The 16,206-nt window shown below is 64.6% G+C and carries 15 protein-coding genes and 1 pseudogene; 14 read left to right on the plus strand and 2 right to left on the minus strand.

Features of this window, described 5'->3' with window-relative positions; translation table 11 throughout:
- Nucleotides 1–873: 873 nt before the first annotated feature.
- From SZ55_RS27765 to pbpG, 7 genes and pseudogenes are all read left to right on the plus strand, one after another.
- Nucleotides 874–1,197, plus strand: coding sequence for a helix-turn-helix transcriptional regulator (locus tag SZ55_RS27765; RefSeq protein WP_082078333.1), 324 nt, complete (start codon nt 874–876; stop codon nt 1,195–1,197).
- Nucleotides 1,198–1,372: 175 nt separating this feature from the next.
- A complete protein-coding gene (locus SZ55_RS27770; RefSeq protein ID WP_160298858.1) occupies nt 1,373–2,230 on the plus strand; it encodes a reverse transcriptase family protein in 858 nt (285 codons plus the stop codon).
- Between the two features lie 494 nt (nt 2,231–2,724).
- On the plus strand, nt 2,725–3,147 hold the full coding sequence (locus SZ55_RS24540; RefSeq protein WP_082078335.1) for a GNAT family N-acetyltransferase: 423 nt from the start codon (nt 2,725–2,727) through the stop codon (nt 3,145–3,147).
- Between the two features lie 98 nt (nt 3,148–3,245).
- A pseudogene (locus tag SZ55_RS27775) lies at nt 3,246–3,455 on the plus strand (4-hydroxy-2-oxovalerate aldolase); the annotation flags it as partial.
- Between the two features lie 177 nt (nt 3,456–3,632).
- Nucleotides 3,633–3,923, plus strand: coding sequence for a hypothetical protein (locus tag SZ55_RS24545; RefSeq protein WP_201774879.1), 291 nt, complete (start codon nt 3,633–3,635; stop codon nt 3,921–3,923).
- Between the two features lie 126 nt (nt 3,924–4,049).
- On the plus strand, nt 4,050–4,385 hold the full coding sequence (locus SZ55_RS24550; protein ID WP_044413125.1) for a hypothetical protein: 336 nt from the start codon (nt 4,050–4,052) through the stop codon (nt 4,383–4,385).
- A gap of 135 nt (nt 4,386–4,520) precedes the next feature.
- The gene (gene pbpG, locus SZ55_RS24555; protein ID WP_044413127.1) at nt 4,521–5,453 is read left to right on the plus strand and encodes a D-alanyl-D-alanine endopeptidase; all 933 of its coding nucleotides are present in this window, start codon (nt 4,521–4,523) and stop codon (nt 5,451–5,453) included.
- Between the two features lies 1 nt (nt 5,454).
- Here the strand turns inward: pbpG and SZ55_RS28850 are convergent, their stop codons facing one another.
- Nucleotides 5,455–5,580 (minus strand): hypothetical protein, encoded by a 126-nt coding sequence (locus SZ55_RS28850; protein WP_269082616.1) that lies wholly within the window; start codon nt 5,578–5,580, stop codon nt 5,455–5,457.
- A 179-nt stretch (nt 5,581–5,759) separates the two neighbouring features.
- Between SZ55_RS28850 and SZ55_RS24560 the strand changes: the two genes are divergently transcribed.
- A complete protein-coding gene (locus SZ55_RS24560) occupies nt 5,760–6,446 on the plus strand; it encodes a tellurite resistance TerB family protein (protein ID WP_044413129.1) in 687 nt (228 codons plus the stop codon).
- Here the strand turns inward: SZ55_RS24560 and SZ55_RS24565 are convergent.
- Nucleotides 6,439–8,106 carry a diguanylate cyclase domain-containing protein gene (locus tag SZ55_RS24565; RefSeq protein ID WP_044413133.1) on the minus strand — a complete coding sequence of 556 codons (1,668 nt, stop codon included), beginning with the start codon at nt 8,104–8,106 and terminating at the stop codon, nt 6,439–6,441. The genes SZ55_RS24560 and SZ55_RS24565 overlap by 8 nt on opposite strands.
- A gap of 166 nt (nt 8,107–8,272) precedes the next feature.
- Between SZ55_RS24565 and SZ55_RS24570 the strand changes: the two genes are divergently transcribed.
- The 6 genes from SZ55_RS24570 to SZ55_RS24600 all read left to right on the plus strand — a co-directional run bounded on the left by SZ55_RS24570 (nt 8,273) and on the right by SZ55_RS24600 (nt 16,205).
- On the plus strand, nt 8,273–10,282 hold the full coding sequence (locus tag SZ55_RS24570; protein ID WP_052807664.1) for a VIT domain-containing protein: 2,010 nt from the start codon (nt 8,273–8,275) through the stop codon (nt 10,280–10,282).
- The gene (gene xrtQ / locus SZ55_RS28535) at nt 10,279–11,610 is read left to right on the plus strand and encodes an exosortase Q (protein WP_201774880.1); all 1,332 of its coding nucleotides are present in this window, start codon (nt 10,279–10,281) and stop codon (nt 11,608–11,610) included. Before SZ55_RS24570 ends, xrtQ begins: the two co-directional genes overlap by 4 nt.
- 89 nt (nt 11,611–11,699) lie before the next feature.
- Nucleotides 11,700–12,795 (plus strand): peptide chain release factor 2 gene (gene prfB, locus SZ55_RS28215; RefSeq protein WP_107330352.1). Its coding sequence is split into 2 segments (ribosomal slippage): nt 11,700–11,771 and nt 11,773–12,795, totalling 1,095 coding nucleotides; the frame shifts between segments, so codons are not numbered across the junction.
- 123 nt (nt 12,796–12,918) lie between these two features.
- Nucleotides 12,919–14,424, plus strand: a complete 1,506-nt coding sequence (gene lysS, locus SZ55_RS24590) for a lysine--tRNA ligase (protein WP_044413139.1) — start codon at nt 12,919–12,921, stop codon at nt 14,422–14,424.
- A gap of 445 nt (nt 14,425–14,869) precedes the next feature.
- Nucleotides 14,870–15,583, plus strand: a complete 714-nt coding sequence (locus tag SZ55_RS24595; RefSeq protein ID WP_044413142.1) for a TetR/AcrR family transcriptional regulator — start codon at nt 14,870–14,872, stop codon at nt 15,581–15,583.
- 67 nt (nt 15,584–15,650) lie between these two features.
- On the plus strand, nt 15,651–16,205 hold the full coding sequence (locus tag SZ55_RS24600; protein ID WP_044413145.1) for a hypothetical protein: 555 nt from the start codon (nt 15,651–15,653) through the stop codon (nt 16,203–16,205).
- Nucleotide 16,206 lies beyond the last annotated feature (1 nt).

The raw sequence follows: 16,206 nt of genomic DNA on the forward strand, positions 1-16,206 counted from the left end.
AGACCGAGGCAAGAGGACCCGGCAGACCACGAGGGTCTCCCCACGCGATCCGCCATAGAGCGTTGCAGTTGAAAACTGCATGCGAGCAAGGGCCTGCAGAAGCCATTCGCTGCTTCCGCATGCACCGTTGAGGCGCAATCGCGCCTCTTGCTTTCAGGCTGTCAAACCCGGCCACGGGATTGACCGTGGCTCGGGGAGGATAGGGAGGAGGTCGGGAGAGGGCAAGCGGATGGAGATGGCTCGCCAGATTGAGCATGGGAGCTGGCCACCTGATGGGCTTGCTGCTCGCGAGTAACAGTTATCTCTCGAGCCTATGAGTAGGAGTAGCCACACCATGTCTTGCAGTTTTTTCAAGAAAAAAATTCGCTGGTAGCGAATTTTGTTTTGACAAGCTCATCATGAGGCCATATTCTCCAACCCGCGGTAAGGAGATCTTCTCGCGTGAAATTTAGGCCTTAGCCTAGTGGAGGTTCGCCTCTAACCCTTCCCCATGCAGTTCGCGCTCCGTCCGCAGTACGACGAGAGCGACATGCCGGGATACTGATTCCGTGCGAGTCGGAATCAGGTGATTCAGAGGGGGGACAGGCGTTGCTTGATCCGTCTTCAGTCCAGTTGCATGCGAGAGCCTATGCAAAACGTATAGGTGCCACTGGAACTAAGAAAATGAAGACTGAGAAACCCGCCAAGCAACGCTCGGACGTACGAAAAAATCGAAGCAAACGCATTTTTTTTCGTATGATTTTTGGTCTAGTTAAAATCATTGGTTATTTGTTCTTAATCATTGATAGATACTGGCCTAAAATTGTTGATTCATGTCGTGAGCTTCTTTAGCGTCCTTACCCCCGCTGTTGTCACTATTTTTATGAGGTGTTTATGTTGCATCAGGCGCTTCGCTTGATTAGGACGTACCACGACTTGTCTCAGAAAGAACTGGCGGATGAGTTGTCTGTGTCTAATTCGTTCTTGTCAGAAATTGAGTCGGGGAAAAAACAACCATCACTTGAGTTGCTAGGTAAGTATAGTGAAAGGTTTAACGTCCCTCTGTCTTCTATTTTGTTTTTTTCTGAAAGCCTAGAATCTTCTAAGCCTACTGATAGGCTGAGGGTCGGCATCGCTCGAAAAATAATTAATATAATGGAGTGGGTGGGTAATAAGAATGAAGCAAAATCCTCAATGCGGATCGGTAAGAAAGCATAAGTCTTATGCTTTGAATCAGTGCGCAATGTATCGCACTACTTCTCGATCTAAAATTGAGAAAGTCTTATGTCAACCTTTCTCGGCTATAAGGCGTGCTATTGGGGATTACAGTAGATTTTCGGTTCAGCCCAAGAGTGATCCATTTTCTAGCAGAACACCTCGACGTGCTCGGGATGTGCAGAAGCCTAAGGGTGATTTATTAAAAATCCACAATCGTGTGTTGAGGTTGCTAAAGCACGTGCAGGTTCCTAGCTACATGCAGGCTGCGCTTTCTGGTACCTCTTACCGTAAAAATGCTGAATTTCATGCGAATGGCGAGTACGTTGCGACTTTAGATATAAAGAGTTTTTTTGAAGCAACAAATAGGTCGCGAGTATTTTCGTTTTTTCAATCTCGTCTTGAGTGTCCAAGTGATATTGCGGATATCTATTCCAGGCTTGTGACTTGTGATGACTCTCTTCCTACGGGCAGTCCCTTAAGTCCATTGATGTCGTTCTATGCCAATAGCAAGCTTTTTGATGCTCTCAATGAACTTTCTAAGGGAAATGGTCTTGTTTTTATTTGTTATATTGATGATTTGACATTTTCTGGAGATTTTATTGGGCGTGAGTTCATTCGTGCTGTTGAGGGATTGGTGCGCTCGCATGGGCACAAGGTTGTCTCTCATAAAACTAAGCTCTTCAAGCCCGGTACTACAAAGCATGTTACAGGTGTTGCTTTGGTTCATAACAGAGTTTCTGTTCCCTCATCGCGTTTCAGGAAGCTGAGGATGATTAATGCAGCTCTTCAAGGTAGGGCCGATAATCACGGATTTAGCCAGGGGGAGTTGTTGAGTATTAGGGCGGGCGTGGCAGGTGAAATAGCCTATCTTGATGCTGAGTATAAAAATCTCTCTAGGCGCTCTATTGAGGCGGTTAGAAAAAGAGATCGTCAAGTGTTGGGTGACGGGAGGTTAGATTACCATCCCACAGTTGGTGTAACTCTTTCTGAAGGAGAAGTTCCTCCTTGGGTAGTACAGCCGCCTATTGAATAGACCTTGGTGCGTTTTGGATCTTATAACTTCTCTTTGTTTATTCCTCCGGCCATGTCAGCGTTTAGCTATCGCGTAGTGATCTCTATTGAACGTTGTAAAAGGTTAAGACTCGGACGATTTCCCCCCTCCCCACAACCCGCCAGACTGCCGCCCAGCCCAGTAATCGCCACAAGGCAGTCCCATGGAGTTCGCGTTCAGCGATGAGCAGGGTGTGATCCGCGCATCTGCCGAGAGCTTTCTCGCGGATGTATCCGACTCCGCCGCCGTGCGTGTGGCGATAGCGTTCGAGCGGTAGAAGCGACCCCCGAACTGTGACCTGCTATTCATACCCCCAAGCAGTCCCGCAAGCTGGAGCTGAGTTCCGCTGAACTGGCGATCCTGCCGAAGCAGAAGGACTGTCTGCCCCATCGACAAACAGCTTCTGTCCATGCCCAGCGAGCATCTGGCTTACTAGCCACGCCTCTGCCCCTTCCCACCCAACTACGGTGACGCCATTGACTGACTATTCCTGCCTGCTCGAAACCCCTTCCGTCCCTGTCTACCAGGCGCTGCGCACGGGCTCCGGCCTCAGCGGCAAGACCGATGAAGCAGCGGTGCGCGGTCTGCCCAATACGCTCTTCGCGGTGCAGATTCTTCATCAATCGCAACCCGTGGGAATGGGGCGGGTGATCGGTGATGGCGGGTGTTTTTTCCAGGTCGTTGACATTGCCGTGCTCAAGGCGCACCAGGGCAAGGGGCTGGGCAAACGCATCATGGGGGAGATCCTGAAGTACATCGAAACCCATGTGCCGGAGAGCGGCTACGTCAGCCTCATCGCCGATGGCCAGGCGCAGGACCTCTACGCGCAGTTCGGCTTCGTGCAGACCGCGCCGCGCTCGGTGGGCATGGCCTACCGGCGACCGGAGTTGAAGCGCTGACCGGAGTGGTAGCGCTCCAGCCCAGAGTGATCCCTCAGTCAGCTGTTCAGCCGGGTCATTTTCGGCGTTCCGGAAGCGCCATCAACACAGCCGGCAAACGACTCGGTCGCCCCCCGCTGACCCTGGGCTATGCCGGCGTGTACAGCTCGTTCCTGCTGTTTGCCAAGCGCGCCGAGCAGAAATACGGCATCCAGGCCGGCGAGCTGCTGGTGGAGCTGGGCCGGCGCGGCACTGTGGGTGGGCAGGAGGACATGATCGAGGACCTGGCCCTGACCCTCTCCCGCCAACGCGGCGTACTCCCCACCTGACGTAGCCCGGGCTTCAGCCCGGGAAGGGCGGTTCGAACACCGCCCTATTTCCGCCGTTCGCTGAGACCTTTCATATCGTCTGCCGATCGACTCTCCCTTCCCTGCCTGCCATGTACACAAGGCTCGTGCCTTCGTAATCTCTGGGCTGTTTTTGTGGGGGGATCCGAAGGAGCCGATATGACAAGCATCAAGCTGCCCAGCGGTCGCTCGTGGGATCCAGGCATCGATCCATATGCCTATCAGCGTGCGACGGAGGGTAACCGGGAGCTGATCGAGCAAAGCGACAAGTGCGGATGCATCGGCTGTGGAGAAATCTTCGCGCCATCCGAGATCTTGAAATGGTGGGACGGCGGCGAAACGGCCTGTTGTCCTCACTGCTGCATGACCAGCGTGGTCGTGGGATCGGCGTCTGGCCTGCCTATCGATGAGGAGTTTTTATCTATGGCAGGGGGGCATGTGGTGTATTAGGCCGCGCTCCGACCAACACCCTTTTCCCACCACTGATCCGAAACCCATCCCAGCCCCGAACCCAAGCCCTGGAGCGGTTGCCCAACGGACGTATCATCGGCATCGATCCCTCAGCGAGGTACGGCCATGAAGCTCTTCCGTTGTGCGCTGCTGGCCCTGGTGGCGAGCGGTGCGATTCCCGCGCTGGCCGCCGAGCCGAACGGGCAGCAGACCATCCGCGTCATCCCCAAGACCTACGTCAGCCCCGGCGCCAGCGGCAGTGTGGACACCTACGAGCGCAGCGAGCGCTACAACGTCTACGGCGGGCAGCCCGTGCCCCAGGGCACCACGCGCTACAGCACCGGGAGCGGCAGCCAGGTGATCCAGCAGCAGGGCGGGATTCGCCAGAGCACGGAGTACCCCAACGGGGTCATCATCGAGCGGACGCCGGGGCAGGGAAGTTACCAGTACCAGCAGCGCTGACGGGGGCGTTTGCGAGCTGAGAGTTTTCTTGCAGAAAGCGATGAAAGTGACTGAAGGAATTGGCCTTCGGGGATCTATAATGTGTGCCAGTTCGCACAGGCGATCTTCATCCCACTCTTCATCCGGTAGCCTCCCGTGAAAATCCGAACCTCTCTGCTCAAGGCTCTGTTCTTCTGCACCAGCCTGGCCGTCGCCGCCCCCCTCGAAGCCCAGGCGGCCACCCCGGTCCGTGACCCCGCCCAGCTGCAGCTCGCCTCCGGCAGCGCCATGCTGGTGGACCTCGCCACCGGCAAGCTGATCTACGCCAACAACCCCGACCTGGTGGTGCCCATTGCCTCGGTGACCAAGCTGATGACTGCCCTGGTGGTGCTCGAAGCCAAGCAGCCGCTGGACGAGATCATCAGCATCGACATCAGCCAGACCAAGGAAATGAAGGGCGTCTATTCGCGGGTGCGCGTGGGCAGCCTGGTGAGCCGTCGCGACATGCTGCTGATGGCGCTGATGTCTTCCGAGAACCGCGCGGCGGCGAGCCTCGCCCACCACTATCCGGGCGGCTACGGCGCCTTCATCGCGGCGATGAACGCCAAGGCCCGCGCCCTGGGCATGAAGCACACCCGCTACGTGGAGCCCACCGGCCTGTCGCTGAACAACGTCTCCACCGCCCGCGACCTGGTCCAGCTGCTGCTGGAAAGCCGCAAGTACCCGCTGCTGAGCCAGATGAGCACCACCAAGGAAAAGACCATCACCTTCGTCAAGCCGCGCTACAGCCTGGGCTTCAGCAACACCAACCACCTGACCCGCAAGAGCGACTGGGACATCGAGCTGACCAAGACCGGCTTCACCGACGAGGCCGGCCACTGCCTGGTGATGCGTACCCGCATGGGCAACCAGCGGGTCGCCATGGTGCTGCTGGACGCCTTCGGCAAGTACACCCACTTCGCCGATGCCACGCGCATGCGCCGCTGGGTCGAGACCGGCAAGGGCGGCCCGATCCCCGAGGCGGCCAAGGCCTATCGCCAACAGAAGGACGCGGCCCGCCGCCAGCAGATGGTCGCCTCGCCCAACTGATTCAGGCGAGCCAGTCCTCTTCGCTACGGTCTTCCTTCAGGCCGTAGCGAATGTACAGCCGCACACCCAGGTGCAGGCCCACGGCCAGCAGCACCCATCCCCACCCGCCCAGCGACAACCCTTCCATGACGGCCTCCTGACGAAACGGCCTACAGCCTAGCCGGTAGGCGTCGGCAGGGCTACGCGGCACGGGACCGGTGATAGCGGTTTCGGGACGCAATATCTCGAAGCAATCCCCCTGCGCGACACGCGGAGGACTGGCGGTAGAGTGCGCCCCATCGTCCATTGCGACCTTGGAGGCCCCCCATGAACACCCGTGGATTGCTCGACCAATTGCTCAAGTCCGGCCAGGACCTGCTGCAGAAGAAAGCCGGCGGCAAACCGTCCGGCATCGGCGGCGGCCAGCTCGGCAGCCTGCTCGGTGGCGCGGGCGGTGGTGCCCTGGCTGCCGGTGCGCTGGGCCTGCTGCTGGGCAACAAGAGCGCGCGCAAGCTCGGCGGCAAGGCGCTGACCTACGGCGGGCTCGCCGCTCTTGGCGTGCTGGCCTACAAGGCCTACAGCAACTGGCAGGCCAACCAGCCCACCGCGCCCCAGGGCGAGCCCCGCACCCTCGATCGCCTGCCGGCGCCCCAGGCCGAGCAGCACAGCCAGGCCATCCTCAAGGCCCTGGTGGCGGCGGCCAAGGCCGACGGCCATGTGGATGCCCGCGAGCGGCAACTGATCGAGAGCGAACTGGCCCGCCTGACCGACGACCCCAGCCTGCGTGGCTGGCTGGAAACGGAGCTGAACAAGCCGCTGGATCCGTCCGAAGTGGCCCGCGCGGCCACCACCCCGGAGATGGCGGCCGAGATGTACCTGGCCAGCGTGCTGATGGTGGACGAGGAGCACTTCATGGAGCGCGCCTATCTGGATGAACTGGCGCGGCAGATGCGCCTGGAGCCGGGGCTCAAGGCGGAGCTGGAAGCCCAGGTGCGGGACGCCCAGGTCAGTTGACGGCGGGGCCTGCGGCGATGTGCACCGCTTCGTCTTCGTCATGCAGGAAGGCCCGGTTGCGGCCTTCCCGCTTGGCCCGGTAGAGCGCCTGGTCGGCGCGTTCCATCACTTCTTCCAGGCGATCCCCGTCGCGGGGCCACAGGGCCCCGCCGATGCTGCAGCCGATGCCCAGGGGGCGCCCCTCCAGCAGCATCGGCTCACCCAGCACCTGCAGCGCCCGCTGGGCGACCCGGCTGATGTGGCTCAGGCCGTCGTCCTGCTGCAGCTGCAGCACCATCAGGAACTCATCCCCGCCCAGGCGCGCCACCAGGTCCCCGTCCCGCAGGCAGCCGCGCATCCGCTGGGCGGCCTCGCGCAGCACCAGGTCGCCGACGGCGTGGCCGTGGGTGTCGTTGATCGGTTTGAACCCATCCAGGTCCAGGTAGAGCAGCCCCAGTGCGCCGCCGGCCACGTGGCAGCGTTGCTGCAGCCGGGGCAGGTGCTTCTCCAGCGCGGCGCGGTTCGGCAGGCCGGTAAGCGGGTCGTGATGGGCCTTGTTCTCCAGCAGGCCGAGGGTGAGCTGCTGCTGGGTGAGGCTTTCCACCAGGTGGGCGATGGACTTGCTCAGCGTGCGGATCTCCCGGGTGCCGGTGCCGGAGGGGATGACGGCGATCTCACCGGCGCTGAGGCGGTCCGCCGCGTCGGCGATGTGCTGCAGCGGGCGCGTCACCCGGGCCGCCAGCGCCCAGCCGAGAACGGCGAAGAAGATCGCCAGCGCGCCGCCCCAGAGGTAGATCTCCCGCTGCAGGGCGTGGGCGGGGGCGAAGGCTTCTTCTTCCGCCTGGCGGGTGACCACGATCCAGCCGAGGCCGGGGTAGTCGCGGTAGCCGTGGCTGGGGGCGAAGCCGGTGAGGTAGCGGCGGCCGTCCGGCCAGCGCTGCACGCTCCAGAAGCTCTTGCGCGCGTCGATGTGACCCAGGGCCGGCAGCTCCAGCTTCTGGCCGATGCTGTCCGCCGGGCCCAGCAGCACGCTGTGGTCGCTGCTGAGGATGAAGAACTCCACCCGGCGGTGGACCTGCATGGGCTCGATCAGCGCGCGGCGCACCTCGTCGGCCCAGGACCAGGACAGGTGCGAGGCGAGCACGCCAACGGTGCGCCCGTCCGGCCCCTTCACCGGCAGGGCGATGTCGACGAACTTCATCGCCTCCCCGGTGGGGTTGGGCAGCAGCTTGGCCAGCAGCACGGCCTCGTGCACGTCACCGATGAAGCGGCCCTGGATGCCGCGCTGGTAGACCGGCCGCTGGGCGATGTTCACCCCTTCCAGCACGCCGTTGCTGGAGGCCAGGACCAGGCCGTCGGGGTCGGTGAAGCCGATCCAGGCGATGTCCGGCAGCTCGTGCTGCAGGCTGTCCAGCAGGGCGCGGACCTGGCGGATGTCGTCCGGCTGACGCAGGGCCTGCAACTCGCTGATGACCTGCAGCAGGCGGGCGCGGTTGTCCATGTCGCGGTCCAGCCGGTCGACCATCTGGAACGACAGCTCCGCCAGTCCCTGGCCGAATTCCTCGCCCATGCGCTCGCCCGAGCGCTGGCCGATCAGCGTGCCGAGCAGCCAGCTCAGGGCACACACCAGCAGGGCGACGGACAGGGCGATGCGGCTACGCAGGCTGTGGGGGCGACGCATGGGGAGGATCTCCGGGCGATGACTGCAGGCGAGCCGGCCGGTAAAGAATAGTCCGCTCCGTTTCGGCTCGGCCGCATAAAACCACAGAAACACCACACACCCTGCACGAAGCCTCCACGGGCGCGGGCGAGGCTGGGCTTCCGATATACGCAAGGAGCCACGTCCCATGTCCCGCCCTGTCCCCCTCCCGCGCCGCCGCTGGTGGAGCCTGTTGTTGTTGCTGGTGCCGATGACCGTCCTGGCCGACGCGCCGCAGCCCGCCCCGGAAGGGCCCTACTTCGTGGTGGAGAACGCCGAGCCCGGTGTCGACGGCCTGCCGCTCAAGGCCACCGAGGTGAAGGCACGGGTGCTGGGGGTGATCGCCGACGTCAGCGTCACCCAGCACTACCGCAACGAAGGCAGCCGGGCGTTGGAGGCGCGCTATGTGTTCCCCGGCTCGACCCGGGCGGCGGTGCACGGCATGACCGTGCGCATCGGCCAGCGGGTGATCGAGGCGCGCATTGAGGAGAAGGGCAAGGCCCGCGAAGACTACGAGGCGGCCAAGGTGGCCGGGCAGACCGCGGCCCTGCTGGAGCAGCAGCGCAGCAACGTGTTCGAGATGAATGTCGCCAACATCCTCCCCGGTGATGCGGTGGATGTGGAGCTGCGCTACACCGAGCTGCTGGTCCCCCGCGATGGGCTCTACTCCTTCGTCTTCCCCACCGTGGTCGGTCCGCGCTACACCGGCCGGCCGGGGGGCGCCGTCGAACCCTGGACGGCCACCGCGCACCTGCCGGAAGGCGAGCCGGGAACCGCCGGGTTCAGCCTGGATGTGGACCTGCAGGCCCCGGCGGACATCGCCGAGCTGGCCTCGCCCAGCCACCGCATCCTGCGCCAGGGGCAGGATGCCCGGCACGTGCGGGTGAGCCTGGATCCGGCCGGCGGCGCGGCGGCCAACCGTGACTTCGTGCTGGATTACCGCCTGGGTGGCGAGGGCTTCCAGAGCGGGGTGCTGCTCAGCGAAGGGGCCGAGGAGAACTTCTTCCTGGCCATGGTGGCGCCGCCTCGGCGCGTGCCCAGCGAGGCGGTGGTGCCCCGTGAATACGTGTTCGTGGTGGACATTTCCGGCTCCATGCACGGCTTCCCCCTGGACACCGCCAAGCACCTGCTGCGCCGGCTGATCGGTGGCCTGCGCCCGCAGGACCGCTTCAACGTGCTGCTGTTCTCCGGCAGTGCCAGCCTGCTGGCCCCGCAGTCGATTCCCGCCGATGCCGAGCACATCCAGCAGGCCCTGGGGCTGCTGGACACCGAGATGGGCAGTGGCGGCACCGAGTTGCTGCCGGCCCTGCGTCAGGCCCTGGCGATGCCGGCGGAGGCGGGGCGCTCGCGCTCCTTCATCGTGGTCACCGATGGCTTCGTGGACGTGGAAAGCGAGGCCTACGCGCTGGTGCGCGGCAACCTGGGCAAGGCCAACCTGTTCGCCTTCGGCATCGGCAGCTCGGTGAACCGCGAGCTGATCGAGGGCCTGGCCCGCGCCGGCCAGGGCGAACCCTTCGTGGTGCTGGACGCCGCGCAGGCCGATGCCCAGGCCGAGCGCCTGCAGCGGATGATCGAGTCGCCGGTGCTGGTGCGCCCGAAACTGACCTTCGACGGGCTGGACACCTATGACGTGGAGCCCCTGGAGCTGCCGGACCTGTTCGCCGAGCGGCCGCTGGTGGTGTTCGGCAAGTGGCGCGGCGAGCGCCGGGGCTTCCTCCGCGCCCAGGGCCTGACCAACCGGGGTACCTGGCATGCCGAGGCGCCGCTGCTGGCCGGGCAGGCCGTGGAGGGCAGCGCCCTGGCGCACCTCTGGGCCCGCCAGCGCATCGCCTCGCTGATGGACCAGGAGGCCATCGAAGGCGGCTACGCCTACAACTACAGCCAGCAGATCCTCGACCTCGGCCTCAAGTACAGCCTGCTGACGCCCTACACCTCCTTCGTCGCGGTGGATGAGCAGGTGCGCAACCCGGCGCCGCAGGACGCGGCGGAAGTCGACCAGCCKCTGCCCCTGCCTCAGGGCGTCAGCGCCCAGGCCGTGGGCGGCAGCGTCAGCGGGCCGATGGTGCCGGGCACGCCGGAGCCGGCGACCTGGGCGCTGCTGCTGGTGGGCCTGCTGGGCCTGGGATGGGCATTGCGCCGTCAGCGGGGCCAGGCGTGACCCGCGCGCTACCCGCCTGGGCCTGGCTGGCCCTGCCGGCCCTGGCGCTATGGCCGGTGTGGCGCTGGGCCGTTGCCCGCATGGGCGATGGCTCGGACGACCCCTGGGGCGCGGTGGCGCTGGTGGTGCTGTTGGCCTGCCTGTGGCGTGACCGTCACGCGCTGCTGGCGGCGCCGCGCCTGCCCGGGCTGCTCGCTTCCCTGGGGCTGACGGCTGCCGCATTGCTGGTGCCGGGCGTGCCGGCCATGGGGCGTGGTTTGCTGGCCGTGCTGGCGGTGCTGGTGATGGCCTTCGCCCTGCGTCGGCCCGGCCAGCCGCTGCTGGCCTGGCTGGGGCTGGGGGTGCTGGCGCTGCCGATCCTGGCGTCGCTGCAGTTCTTCATCGGCTACCCGCTGCGGGTGATCACCGCCGAGGCCAGCCTCTGGGCCTTGCGCGGGCTGGGCTTCGCCGTCACGCGCCAGGGCAGTGCGCTGGAGGTGGGCGGCCAGCTGGTGATGGTCGACGCCCCCTGTTCCGGCGTGCAGATGGCCTGGGCCGCCTACTTCGTGGCCTTCACCGCCGCCGCCTGGCTGCGGGTGGCGGATGCCCGGCTGCTGCGCCGGTTGCCCTGGCTCAGCCTGCTGATCCTCGGGGCCAATGCGTTGCGCAATACGCTGCTGGTACTGCAGGAAGCCGGGCATTGGCAGGGGCCGGCCTGGCTCCACGAGGGCATCGGGCTGGCGGTGTTCGCTGCGCTCTGCGGGCTGGTGCTGCGCCTGGTGGTGGGGTTGCCGGCCCAGCCGGCGAACCGGGTGGATGGCCTGCCCGGCGCAGGGCGCCCGTGGCCCTGGGGCGCGCTCTTCGTCGGCCTGGCGGCGTACAGCCTGGTGCCGGGCGCGGGCGGGGAGGGCGCGCGCCCGGCCGGTTTCGTCGAGTGGCCGAGCACCTTCGAGGGGCAGGCCTTGCGCCCGCTGGCGCTGACGGCGGTGGAGCGGCGCTTCGCCGAGGACTTCCCCGGCCGCCTGGCGCGCTTCGCCGCCGGCCCGCGCACCCTGGTGCTGCGCCAGGTGCAGGTGCCGACCCGTAAGTTGCACCCGGCGGCGGATTGCTACCGCGCCCTGGGCTTTCGCATCAGCGCCATCGCCTTGCACCGCCGGGCCAGCGGCGAGGGCCTGCAGCGCTGCTTCCTGGCCAGCGCCGCCTCCGGCCGGCTGCGGGTGTGCGAATACATCGAGGACGCGGCCGGACGGAGCTTCAGCGACACCTCCGCCTGGTACTGGTCGGCCCTGGCCGGCACCTCTCCGGGGCCCTGGCGGGCGGTCACCGTGGCCGAGGCGGCGGGCCTGTAAACGGTCATCGGCGCAGGCTGCCCGAGGCGAATCGACTCGGGTATACTCGCCGGCTTTTCCGAAAGTTTTGCCAGTGAGAGCTTCCCGCCATGGAAATCAACCCGATCCTGAACAGCATCAAGGACCTCTCCGAACGTACCCAGGCCATTCGGGGGTATCTTTGACTACGATCAGAAGCATGATCGTCTCGTCGAAGTAAACCGCGAACTCGAAGACCCCAACGTCTGGAACAACCCCGAATACGCCCAGAACCTGGGCCGCGAACGTTCCATGCTGGCGCAGGTGGTCGAGACCCTCGACGAACTCACCAGCGGCCTGGCCGACTCCAGCGATCTGCTGGACATGGCGGTCGAGGAGAACGACGAAGGCGCCGTGAACGACGTCGCCACCGAAGTCGAGCGCCTGCGCGAGATCCTTGAGAAGCTGGAGTTCCGCCGCATGTTCAGCGGCGAGATGGACCCCAACAACGCCTACCTGGACATCCAGGCCGGTTCCGGCGGCACCGAGGCCCAGGACTGGGCCAACATGCTGCTGCGCATGTACCTGCGCTGGGCCGACAAGAACGGCTTCGCCGCCGAGATCGTCGAACTGTCCGAAGGCGAAGTCGCCGGCATCAAGGGCGCCACCGTGCACATCAAGGGCGAATACGCCTTCGGTTGGCTGCGCACCGAGATCGGCGTGCACCGCCTGGTGCGCAAGAGCCCGTTCGACTCCGGCAACCGTCGTCACACCTCGTTCACCGCGGTGTTCGTCTCCCCGGAGATCGACGACAACATCGAGATCGAGATCAACCCGTCCGACCTGCGCATCGACACCTACCGCTCCTCCGGTGCCGGTGGCCAGCACGTGAACACCACCGACTCCGCGGTGCGGATCACCCACGTGCCCACCAACACCGTGGTGGCGTGCCAGAACGAACGCTCCCAGCACGCCAACAAGGACACCGCCATGAAGATGCTGCGGGCCAAGTTGTACGAGCTGGAGATGCAGAAGCGCAACGCCGCCTCCCAGGCCCTGGAGGACACCAAGTCCGACATCGGCTGGGGGCACCAGATCCGCTCCTACGTCCTCGACCAGTCGCGGATCAAGGACCTGCGCACCGGCGTCGAGCGCAGCGACTGCGACAAGGTGCTGGATGGGGATCTGAACGAGTACCTCGAGGCCAGCCTCAAGCAAGGGCTGTAACGCCGCCGCGCCCGGCCAGCCCGCCTCAAGCAGCGGCTGGCCTGCGCCCGCCAGGCTTTGCTGCCGCTGTTATGCAATCCGTTTCCACAGGCAAGAGCGCCTAATCAGGAACCACCGAAGACCATGAGCGACCAACAACCCGACCAGCACGAACTGCAACAGGAAGAGAACAAGCTGATCGCCCAGCGCAAGGAAAAGCTTGCTGCCGTGCGTGAAGCCAAGGCCATCGCCTTCCCGAACGACTTCCGCCGCGACGCCTACTTCGCGGACCTGCAGAAACAGTACGCGGACAAGACCAAGGAAGAGCTGGAAGCTGCAGCCATCCCGGTCAAGGTCGCCGGTCGCATCATGCTCAACCGTGGCTCCTTCATCGTCCTGCAGGACAGCAGCGCTCGCCTGCAGGTCTATGTGAACCGCAAGACCCTGCCGGAAGAGACCCTGGCCGAGATCAAGACCTGGGACCTGGGCGACATCATCGGCGCCGAGGGCACCCTGGCCCGTTCCGGCAAGGGCGACCTGTACGTCGACATGACCAGCGTGCGCCTGCTGACCAAATCCCTGCGCCCGCTGCCGGACAAGCACCACGGCCTGACCGACACCGAGCAGCGCTACCGCCAGCGCTACGTCGACCTGATCGTCAACGAGGAAACCCGCCACACCTTCCGCGTGCGCTCCCAGGTCATCGCCCACATCCGCCGCTTCCTCAGCGAGCGCGGTTTCCTCGAAGTGGAAACCCCGATGCTGCAGACCATCCCCGGCGGCGCGGCGGCCAAGCCCTTCGCGACCCACCACAACGCCCTGGACATGCCGATGTTCCTGCGTATCGCGCCTGAGCTGTACCTCAAGCGCCTGGTGGTCGGTGGCTTCGAGAAGGTCTTCGAGATCAACCGCAACTTCCGTAACGAAGGCGTCTCGACCCGGCACAACCCCGAGTTCACCATGCTCGAGTTCTACCAGGCCTACGCCGACTACGAAGACAACATGGACCTGACCGAGGAGCTGTTCCGCGAGCTGGCCCAGGCCGTGCTCGGCAGCACCGACGTGCCCTACGGCGACAAGGTCTTCCACTTCGGCGAGCCCTTCGCCCGCCTGTCGGTGTTCGACGCCATCCTCAAGTACAACCCGGACATCACCGCCGCCGACCTCAACGACGTCGAGAAGGCCCGCGCCATCGCCAAGAAGGCTGGCGCCAAGGTCCTTGGCCACGAAGGCCTGGGCAAGCTGCAGGTGATGATTTTCGAGGAACTGGTGGAGAGCAAGCTGGAGCAGCCGCACTTCATCACCCAGTACCCCTTCGAGGTCTCCCCGCTGGCCCGCCGCAACGACAAGGACCCGAGCGTCACCGACCGCTTCGAGCTGTTCATCGGTGGCCGCGAGATCGCCAACGCCTACTCCGAGCTGAACGACGCCGAAGATCAGGCCGAGCGCTTCATGCTGCAGGTCAAGGAGAAGGACGCCGGTGACGACGAGGCGATGCACTACGACGCCGACTTCGTCAACGCGCTGGAATACGGCATGCCGCCCACCGCCGGCGAAGGCATCGGCATCGACCGCCTGGTGATGCTGCTGACCAACTCCCCGTCGATCCGCGACGTGATCCTGTTCCCCCACATGCGGCCCCAGGCCTGAGTGGGATGAGAAAGCCGCCTTCGGGCGGCTTTTTTGTGGCTGCGTTCTGAATGGGATCAACGGGAGGCAAGCTGATTGAAGAGCGTCTACTGACGACTGCGCTCGGCCTCCTGAAGGGGCCTTTGTCCCCGCGCCAGCATCCGTCTCAGGAACAGCTTCAAGGTGCGCACCCGATTCGCTTTTCCAAGCACCGCTACAGCGTCGCGCGGCCCCGTCCATAACTGAGGATGGAAGCGCTATGCCTTCTGGAACGTTTCAAAGCCTGCCCACTTTCCCCTGTATGGCTCTGGATTGCGCGCTGCTCCACACGGCACGACGGGCGGTGTGCCCCGGCCGGGTCTCATCACGTCGAGTACGCAAGTTCTTACCTTGTGGCAGTTGAATCGACCGCTGATTGGTCGAAACTGTCTGACATCCACGTCCCGTAGCCGAAGGTTCCCGCATCTTGCCCCAGCCGTCCCGTCGTGACAGTGCCGCCCAGGCGGCCAGCGCTCTCGCCGAAAGTGTCCAGTACCAGGGCCGCAAGGCCAGCCGCCACGGCAGCGAGCAGCGCCGCCAGGCCATCCTCGATGCCGCCATGCGCATCATCGTCCGCGATGGCGTGCGGGCCGTGCGCCACCGGGCCGTGGCCGCCGAGGCGGATGTGCCGCTGTCGGCCACCACCTATTACTTCAAGGACATCAACGACCTCATCACCGACACCTTCGCCCAGTTCGTCGAGCGCAGTGCCGAAGCCATGGCCGCGTTCTGGAGCAGCGTCGAAGGGGACCTGCAGGACATGGCCGCGGCCATGGAGCAGGGCGGTGAGCGTCGCCGGGAGATGACCGACCGCATCGTCGAACTGGCCATCGAGTACGTGCGCCGCCAGGTGCTGGAGAACCGCGCCCAGCTGCTCGCCGAACAGGCGTTCCGCCAGGAGGCGCTGATCAACGAGGGGTTGCGGGGGCTCGCCGAGGCCCACCGGGGCATCCTCTCCCAGGGGGCGGAGCACTTTTTCCAGGTCCTGGGCACCGAGGAGCCCGCCGAGGACGCCAAGGTGTTGACGGCCATCATTCTGCAGATGGAATATCAGGGCCTTGTCGGCGGTGTGGATAACCTCGACATCAACGAAATGCGAGCCGTGCTGAGGCGTTACTTCCATCTGGTGATGGACCTCTAGCGCAGTGGCGCCGAACCCCGCTCCAGGCATCCGCCTCGCGGGGTTTTTAATGATCAAGGAGAACACGATGAACCCCTGGCGCGTGCTGCTTGCCCTGTCCTTCCTGCTGCTGGGCGGCTGCCTGGTCACCCTGCGGGAGCCGATCCCCGCCAACGAGCCGGCGCCCATGCCGCTGCTGGGAGACTGGTCGCGCAAGGACGAGTGGGGCGAGCGCGCCTACCTGGAGATCAGCCGTTCCGGCTCCAACCTCTACCGCGCCCGCACCTTCGAGGGCGGCAAGGACAACCTCGACAGCCTGCGCGAGTACGGCTTCACCGTCGCCCACCACGGCCGCCGCTGGTACCTCTCCGCCGGGCTGCCGAAGCAGTGGGGCGCCAACTTCGCCATCGCCGGCTTCGAGCTGACCGCCGACAACGAGCTGGTGGTCTACAACCTCGACGTGGAGCGCCTGCGCCAGGAAGTGGAGCGCGGCACCTTCAAGGGCGAGGCGGTGGAGATGCCCGAGGGCGACGGCGTGGTGCTGGACGTGCCCTGGAGCACCCTGCAGGCCTGGCTGGACGACCCGGCCAACTCCGACGTGTTCATCGAGGCGGCGCGCTACCAGCGGGCCGGGGCGGAATGAC

The sequence above is a fragment of the Pseudomonas sp. FeS53a genome, assembly GCF_000931385.1.
Classification (GTDB): Bacteria; Pseudomonadota; Gammaproteobacteria; order Pseudomonadales; family Pseudomonadaceae; genus Metapseudomonas; species Metapseudomonas otitidis.

What these genes read in the sequence shown, in the direction of transcription:
- SZ55_RS27765 (WP_082078333.1), top strand. Translation starts at nt 874, where the DNA reads ATGTTGCATCAGGCGCTTCGCTTGATTAGGACGTACCACGACTTGTCT.
- SZ55_RS24545 (WP_201774879.1), top strand. Translation starts at nt 3,633, where the DNA reads ATGACAAGCATCAAGCTGCCCAGCGGTCGCTCGTGGGATCCAGGCATC.
- SZ55_RS24550 (WP_044413125.1), top strand. Translation starts at nt 4,050, where the DNA reads ATGAAGCTCTTCCGTTGTGCGCTGCTGGCCCTGGTGGCGAGCGGTGCG.
- SZ55_RS28850 (WP_269082616.1), bottom strand. Translation starts at nt 5,580, where the DNA reads ATGGAAGGGTTGTCGCTGGGCGGGTGGGGATGGGTGCTGCTGGCCGTG.
- SZ55_RS24560 (WP_044413129.1), top strand. Translation starts at nt 5,760, where the DNA reads ATGAACACCCGTGGATTGCTCGACCAATTGCTCAAGTCCGGCCAGGAC.
- SZ55_RS24565 (WP_044413133.1), bottom strand. Translation starts at nt 8,106, where the DNA reads ATGCGTCGCCCCCACAGCCTGCGTAGCCGCATCGCCCTGTCCGTCGCC.
- lysS (WP_044413139.1), top strand. Translation starts at nt 12,919, where the DNA reads ATGAGCGACCAACAACCCGACCAGCACGAACTGCAACAGGAAGAGAAC.
- SZ55_RS24600 (WP_044413145.1), top strand. Translation starts at nt 15,651, where the DNA reads ATGAACCCCTGGCGCGTGCTGCTTGCCCTGTCCTTCCTGCTGCTGGGC.